Here is a 7,305-nt window from a genome sequence, read left to right as displayed (position 1 = left end):
CTCCCCCTTGAGGGGGGAGGGTTGGGGTGGGGGTGGCACACCGGCGTTCGACGCGCATCATAATCTCTCCCCTAGCTGGTCGGCTTCGGGCGCAGGATGCCGGTGACGGAGTGCTCCGGCACCAGGACGGATTTGGCGGCGGCCTCGATCTGCGCCTCGGTCACCGCGTCGATACGCGCCGGCCAGCTTTCGATATCCTCGATGGACTGGCCCAGCACCAGGGCGCGGCCGATAACGTTGGCCGGGCCGCGAATGCTGTCGACGGCGAACACCGCATCGGCCTTCAGGCGCTGCTTGGCGTCGGCGATCTCCTCGGCTGTCACGCCGTCGGTCAGCAGGCGCTCGATCTGTGCATCGATAGCGGCCTCGACGGCACCGACCTCGATGCCCGGACGCGGCGAGCCGTAAAAGCCGAAGCTGCCCGGCCCAATCGCGTCGCCGCTGTAATAGGCCCCGGCGGAAACCGCCACGGCGTCCTCCACCACCAGCTTGCGATACAGCCGGCTGGTTGGTCCGCCGGAGAGAATCTCGGCCAGAACCTCCAGCGCGTAGCTCTGCTCGCTCTCGCCCCAATTCACCGAGGGGGCGAGATACTGCCGGGTCAGGCTGGGCTGCTGCACGCGCGGATCGACGCGCTCAATGCGGCGCGCAGCCTGCTGCGGCGGCTCCTCCACACGGTCGCGTTTGCCGATCTCGCGGGGCTTCACCTTGCCGTAGGTCTTCTCGGCCAGCGCGCGGACATGATCGATGGTGACGTCGCCGACGATCACCACGATGGCGTTATTCGGCGCGTACCAGCGGTCGTACCAGGCCAGCGCATCCTCGGTGGTCAGGGTGCGCATCTCCGATTCCCAGCCGATGATCGGGATGCGGTAGGGGTAGTGCAGATATTGTGCGGCGCGCATCTGCTCGCCCAGCACGGCGGTCGGGTTATTGTCGATCACCTGGCGGCGCTCCTCCAGGATCACGTCGCGCTCGGGCAGCACCACGGCGTCGGTCAGGCGCAGATTCGCCATCCGGTCCGCCTCCATGCCCATCACCAGCTCCAGACGGTCGGCGGCGACGGACTGGAAATAGGCGGTGTAGTCCCAGGAGGTGAAGGCGTTGTCGTTGCCGCCATTGCGGTTGACGATCCGGCTGAACTCGCCGGGCTTCAGCGTCTCCGTGCCCCGGAACATCAGATGCTCCAGGAAATGCGCGATGCCCGACTTGCCGCGCTCTTCGTCGGCCGAGCCGGTCTTGTACCAGACCATGTGGGTGACGACCGGGATGCGGCGGTTTTCCACCACCACAACCTGCAAGCCGTTCTCCAGCGTGAAGCTCTTCGGATTGAACACCGCCGCGTCTGCGCGCGCGGTTAAGCCGGCGACCAGCAGGCCGACGACAAGCATGAGCCGATTTCGCATGACGCCTCTTTCCGATGCGGACTCCCAGAATGGCCGGAAGTTCCCCATAGCAATATGGCGCGGCTATGGCGTCATGACGAGGCGTCGGTGCTAGCCCAGGCGTAAAACCCGCTTGGCCGCCCATGCTTTGAGGCGGCCAAGCTTTCTAGAACAGGCTGATGCCGCGGCGCTTGCGTTCGATGGTCGGCACTTCGCCGGCATTGGTGGCGTTGCCCAGCGCGGCGTTCTCCTGCAGGCGCTTCCGCTCGGCCGCCGCATCCACGATGGTGGTCGGCGGCGGCGGCGGGTCGCGCCAGAACAGCAGCGAGTCGATCAGATAGCGGTCCGCCTCGGCGAGCTGCGAATTCTCGCGCGCCAGCTTGGCGCGGATTTCCGGGTCGGCGTCGCCCAGGCCGAGTTGGCCCCGAAACGCCTGGGTGCCCGGCGTGCTCGGCTCGCCCTGCGAGACGCTGCGATCCTGCTGGCCAAGCGCCGCCCCGCCCAGCGCGAACCCGCTGGCGGAGAAAGGCTGGCCGCCGCCCATGGCCGCCAGCGCGCCGGTGCTGGCGGGCGCGCTCCCGGTGCCGCGCGCCAGGCCGAAGACCTGCTGGCGCGCCTGCTCGGTCGGCGAAGGCTCCTGCGGGCGCGGCGCGCCGGGCTCCGGCGGGCGCAGCGTATAGTTCGGCGGCAGGCTGAGCGGCGCGCGCTTCACCACGGTGAATTCGTCCGGCGGCGTCTTGCCGAGGCCCAGCGCCCTGCGCGTGTCGCCGCCGCAAGCGCTGAGCGCGACCGTCGATCCCAGCAGCAGGACGGTCAGGGTCAGGCGCGATAACTTCACAGTGGTCATCCTCCCGTTCACGATGTTTGCCGAGCCGGCTTCGCTTGAAACAGCTCGTACCACAAGATCAACAGCACGCCGACGCAGATCGCGGCATCGGCGATGTTGAAGGCGGGCCAATGATAACCCGAGATATGAAAATCGAGAAAATCTACGACAGCGCCATAGCGCAGCCGGTCGATCACATTGCCGATCGCCCCGCCGATCACCAGCCCCAGCGCCAGCGCCAGCAGCCCCGGCGTCGCCCGGCGCAGCCAGACCAGCATGCCGATGCTGATCGCCAGCGCCACGGCCGACAGGATATAGGGCATCCAATCCTGGTGGCTGGAGAGCAAGCCGAAGCTGACCCCCCGATTCCACACCGGCGTCAGGTTGAAGAACGGCGTGAGGGTCAGGATGCGCGGCGGGTCGAACACCAGGTCGAGCATCCACAGCTTGGTGATCTGGTCGGCGACAAAGACCCCGCCGGCGGCCAGCAGCCCCTGCTTCATGGAAAGCCGCATGTCAGGCCGCCTCGCCGATCAGGGTGTCGACCGCGTCGGCGCAGCGCTCGCAGATCGTCTCATGGCCCTGCACATGGCCGACCTCGGGAAGCTGGCGCCAGCAGCGCTCGCATTTCTCGCCCTCGGCCAGCGCCGGCACCACGGCGACGCCGGACACATCGTCCAGCCGGAAGGCTTCGGCCGGGGCCGGATCGGTGGTCAGGGTCGCGCCGGAGGTGATGAAGATTTCCGCCGCATCGAGGCCCTCATAGGCCGCCATCGCCTCAGCCGAGACATGGACGATGGGGCTGGCCTGCAGCGAGGAGCCGATGGTCTTCTGCGCCCGCTCCAGCTCCAGCGCGCCGGTGACGACGCGGCGCACATCGCGCACAATCTCCCATTTCGCGGCCAGCGCCGGGTCGCTCCAGGCGGCCGGCACGTCCGGGAAAAGCTGCAGATGCACCGAGTCATCCTCCGACGGATGCCGGGCCAGCCACGCTTCCTCGGTGGTGAAGGGCAGCATCGGGGCGAGCCAGGTGACCAGGCAGTGGAACAGCCGGTCGACGACATGGAGCGCCGCCCGGCGGCGCGGGCTGGACGGCGCGTCGCAATAGACCGTGTCCTTGCGCACGTCGAAATAGAACGCCGACAAATCGACATTCATGAACTGGATCAGCGCCGCCACGATGCGCTTGAAGTCATAAACGCGGTAGCTGTCGCGCACCAGCCGGTCCAGCTCCGCCAGTCGGTGCAGCATCAGGCGCTCCAGCTCCGGCATCTCGGCCAGCGGGACGTCCGCGCCGTCATGGCCGTCCAGCGTGCCCAGCATCCAGCGCACAGTGTTGCGCAGCTTGCGGTAGGCGTCGGTATTGGTCTTCAGGATCTCCGGGCCGATGCGCTGATCCTCGGCATAGTCGGTGCTGACCACCCAGAGGCGCAGGATGTCGGCGCCGGACTTCTCGATCACGTCCTGCGGAAACACCTGGTTGCCCAGCGACTTCGACATTTTCCGCCCGTCCTCGGCCATGGTGAAGCCGTGGGTGATGACGGAATCGTAGGGCGCGCGGCCGCGCGTGCCGCAGCTTTCGATCAGCGAGGAATGGAACCAACCGCGATGCTGGTCGGAGCCTTCCAGATACACGTCCGCCGGCCATTTCAGGTCGGGCCGCTGCTCCAGCACGAAAGCGTGGGTCGAGCCGGAATCGAACCAGACGTCGAGAATGTCGCGCACCTGCTCCCACGGCTCCAGATCGTTCACCAGCCCGCCCAGGAACCGCTCCTTGGAGCCGTCCGCGAACCAGGCATCCGCCCCTTCCGCCGTGAAGGCGTCGCGGATGCGCGCGGCCAATGCGTCATTGCCGGCGAAATCCGGGCCGGGGGCCAGCTCGCCGGTCTCCTTGTTGCGGAACACGGCGATCGGCACGCCCCAGGCGCGCTGGCGCGAGACCACCCAGTCCGGCTTGTTCTGGATCATCGAGCGCAGACGGTTCTGCCCGCCCGCCGGGTAGAACGCCGTCTCGTCGATGGCCTTCAGGGAGCGCGCGCGCAGGCTGTCGCCCTGGCCGGCGATGTCGCGGTCCATATGGATGAACCATTGCGGCGTGTTGCGGAAGATGATCGGCTTCTTGGAGCGCCAGCTATGCGGGTACTGGTGCTTCAGCCGGCCGCGCGCCACCATCATGCCGGCCGTCGCCAGCGCGTCGATGACGGCTTGGTTGGCGTCGCCCTTCTCGCCCTTGTCGGTGATGACCCGGCGGCCCTCGAAGCCGGGGGCCTCCTTCGTGAAGAAGCCGTCATCGTCGACCGTGAAGGGGATGGCGGTGTCGATGCCGCGCGCCGCCAGATCGCGGCCATGGTCCATCCAAACCTCGAAATCGTCCGCGCCATGGCCCGGCGCCGTGTGCACGAAGCCGGTGCCGGCATCGTCGGTCACATGGTCGCCTTCCAGCAGCGGCACGGCGAACTCGTAGCCCTGGCCGCGCAGCGGATGGGCGCAGACCTTGCCCGCCAGCGCCTCGGCCGGCACGTCGGCCAGCCGCTCATAGGCCTCGACCTTGGCGGCCTTCATGACTTCCCCGGCCAGCGCGTCGGCCAGGATCAGCTTCTGGCCCGTGGCCGCCCAATTGCCTTCCGGCGCGCCGGTGATCACGTAAACGCCGTAAGCAATGCGCGGCGAGAAGGAGATCGCGCGGTTGCCCGGCATGGTCCAGGGGGTGGTGGTCCAGATCACCACGCTGGCCTCGGCCAGGGCGTCACTGCCGCCCATCAGCGGAAAGCGCACGAAGATCGTGTCCGACTGGTAGTCGTGATACTCGATCTCCGCCTCGGCCAGGGCGGTCTTCTCGACCACCGACCACATGACCGGCTTGGAGCCGCGATAGAGCTGGCCAGTCTTGGCGAATTTCAGCAGTTCGGCGGCGATGATCGCCTCGGCCTCATAGGCCATGGTGAGGTAGGGCCGATCCCAATCGCCCTCGACGCCCAGCCGGCGGAATTCCTCGGACTGGATGGCGACCCATTTTTCCGCATAGCGCCGGCATTCGGCGCGGAAATCATTGATCGGCACCTCGTCCTTGTTGCGGCCGGAGGCGCGATATTCCTCCTCCACCTTCCATTCGATGGGCAGGCCGTGGCAGTCCCAGCCGGGAACGTAATTGGAATCCTTGCCCAGCATCTGCTGCGAGCGGGTGACCACGTCCTTCAGCGTCTTGTTCAGCGCGTGGCCGATATGCAGGTGGCCGTTCGCATAGGGCGGGCCGTCATGCAGCACGAACAGCTCGCGGCCCTTCGCGGCCTCGCGCAGCTTTGCGTAGAGACCGATCTTCCGCCACCGCTCGATAAGGCGCGGCTCAAGGGTCGGCAGCCCCGCGCGCATCGGGAAATCGGTCTTCGGCAGGAAAACAGTCGTTTTATAGTCCACGCTCATGAACGAACTCTTGGCATGCAAAAATGGCGCTGCGATGTCGTATCCCCGCCCGAGGCTACCCGAAGGCGGCCGGAATGGCGGGGCGCGACGCGAGAATTTCCCGCACCGCGCGGATGTCGAGGGCGATTTGTGCCTGCAAAGCATCCAGCCCGTCAAACTTCTTCTCCGGCCGGAGAAACTCGATCAGCCGCACGGCGAGCCGGCGGCCGTACAGATCGCCGGTGAAATCGAGCAGATGCACTTCCATCAGGTCGCCTCGGTCGGCCACCGTCGGGCGGATGCCGAAATTGGCCGCACCCGCATGCCAGGGGCCGTGGCCATCCACCTGCGCCTCGACGGCATAAATGCCGCGCGCCGGGTGCCGCACCTGACCCAGCCGGAAATTCGCCGTCGGGAAGCCGATCTGCCGGCCGATCTGGTCGCCGCGTTCGACAATGCCATGCAGCGTCCAGTACCGCCCCAGCAAGGCCGCCGCCTCGCCGGGCCTGCCCTCGCCCAGCAGCGCGCGCACCCGGCTGGAGGAGCACACACCGCCATCCAGGGCGGCCACCGGGGCCACCGTCGTCACGCCGAACCCAGCTGCCGCGCCCAGCCGGCGCAGCAATGCCACGTCGCCGCCGCGCTTATGGCCGAAATGGAAATCCTCGCCGACCACGACATGGCCGACGCCGAATTTGCGCACCAGTATCTCGGCCACGAAATCCTCCGCCGGCAGCAGCGACAATTCACGGTCGAAGCTCTGCACGAAGGCGGCGTCGATGCCGGTCGCGGCCAGCAGCGCCAGCTTCTCCGACAGCTCAGACAGCAGGAAGGGCGTGGCGTCGGGCTGGAACAGCAGCCGGGGATGCGGCTCGAAGGTCAGCACACCCGCGGGACCGGGGGAAGCGCCGCCGGCGGCAGCGGCGATCTGCCGCGCCCGCGCGATCAGCGCCCGGTGCCCCAGATGCACCCCATCCATATTGCCGATGGCGACCGCCGCGCCCCGTAGGGCCGCCGGCACCGCGCTGGAGTCGCGCCAGACCTGCATATATTCCGTTCCTCGGCCTATTCCTTGCCTGTAATGGCCGCTAAGCTGGCCAATTCGCCGCCCAAGATCAACAGCCTCTTATGCGGGAGCCCGCTTCGGCAGCATCACCAGGGCCTCGCCGTCCAGCACCACGGCGTCGGCGACGGTGCAGGTGGTCTCCAACACGACCTGGCGGCGGGCGGCGTCGATGCGCGTGACGGTGGCGCGGGCGACGACAGTGTCGCCGGGGCGGACCGGCGCGCGGAAATTCAGCGATTGCGAGACATAGATGCAGCCCGGCCCCGGCAGCTTGGTGCCGAGCACGCCGGACAGCAGGCTGGCCGAGAGCATGCCGTGCGCGATGCGGCGCTTGAACGGCGTGGTGGCGGCATAGTCGGCGTCGAGATGCAACGGGTTGGTATCGCCGGAAATGCCGGAGAACAGGATGATATCGGTCTCGGTGATGGTCTTCGAGAACACCGCCGTCTGGCCGATGCTGACCTCGTCGATATAGGCCCCGCGCAGTTCCTCCGTCATCGCGTTCATGCCGCTCCCCCGCTCCGTTCCGTTTCAAGCCCGCGCGGGAGCTTACTATGCCGCTACAGAAAAAGGGAAACCGCCGCCGTTCCTACTTGCCCGTTCTTCTCGCCGCCGTGTCCTTCGAGACG

6 protein-coding genes are annotated in these 7,305 nt (G+C 67.4%); all 6 read right to left on the bottom strand.

Annotation, left to right across the window (positions count from 1 at the left end):
* Positions 1–71: 71 nt before the first annotated feature.
* Positions 72–1,406 carry a M16 family metallopeptidase gene (locus tag AUP43_RS04265; protein WP_084462558.1) on the bottom strand — a complete coding sequence of 445 codons (1,335 nt, stop codon included), beginning with the start codon at positions 1,404–1,406 and terminating at the stop codon, positions 72–74.
* Between the two features lie 145 nt (positions 1,407–1,551).
* On the bottom strand, positions 1,552–2,223 hold the full coding sequence (locus AUP43_RS04260; RefSeq protein ID WP_232314869.1) for a DUF3035 domain-containing protein: 672 nt from the start codon (positions 2,221–2,223) through the stop codon (positions 1,552–1,554).
* Positions 2,224–2,240: 17 nt separating this feature from the next.
* A complete protein-coding gene (gene lspA, locus AUP43_RS04255) occupies positions 2,241–2,726 on the bottom strand; it encodes a signal peptidase II (protein ID WP_198154822.1) in 486 nt (161 codons plus the stop codon).
* A 1-nt stretch (position 2,727) separates the two neighbouring features.
* A complete protein-coding gene (ileS, locus tag AUP43_RS04250; protein ID WP_067553095.1) occupies positions 2,728–5,631 on the bottom strand; it encodes an isoleucine--tRNA ligase in 2,904 nt (967 codons plus the stop codon).
* Positions 5,632–5,686: 55 nt separating this feature from the next.
* Positions 5,687–6,658 carry a bifunctional riboflavin kinase/FAD synthetase gene (locus AUP43_RS04245; RefSeq protein WP_067553093.1) on the bottom strand — a complete coding sequence of 324 codons (972 nt, stop codon included), beginning with the start codon at positions 6,656–6,658 and terminating at the stop codon, positions 5,687–5,689.
* Positions 6,659–6,736: 78 nt separating this feature from the next.
* A complete protein-coding gene (locus tag AUP43_RS04240) occupies positions 6,737–7,174 on the bottom strand; it encodes a MaoC family dehydratase (RefSeq protein WP_067553100.1) in 438 nt (145 codons plus the stop codon).
* Positions 7,175–7,305: the final 131 nt, after the last annotated feature.

Origin of the sequence: Oceanibaculum pacificum, assembly GCF_001618175.1 — a bacterium.
Taxonomy (GTDB): Bacteria; Pseudomonadota; Alphaproteobacteria; order Oceanibaculales; family Oceanibaculaceae; genus Oceanibaculum; species Oceanibaculum pacificum.
Note: the sequence above shows the minus strand (reverse complement) of the source record. Positions and strands in the feature narration are given on the sequence as shown.

Excerpts from the sequence above, each read along its gene's own strand:
- AUP43_RS04265 (WP_084462558.1), bottom strand. The coding sequence starts at position 1,406 with ATGCGAAATCGGCTCATGCTTGTCGTCGGCCTGCTGGTCGCCGGCTTA.
- lspA (WP_198154822.1), bottom strand. The coding sequence starts at position 2,726 with ATGCGGCTTTCCATGAAGCAGGGGCTGCTGGCCGCCGGCGGGGTCTTT.
- ileS (WP_067553095.1), bottom strand. The coding sequence starts at position 5,631 with ATGAGCGTGGACTATAAAACGACTGTTTTCCTGCCGAAGACCGATTTC.
- AUP43_RS04245 (WP_067553093.1), bottom strand. The coding sequence starts at position 6,658 with ATGCAGGTCTGGCGCGACTCCAGCGCGGTGCCGGCGGCCCTACGGGGC.
- AUP43_RS04240 (WP_067553100.1), bottom strand. The coding sequence starts at position 7,174 with ATGACGGAGGAACTGCGCGGGGCCTATATCGACGAGGTCAGCATCGGC.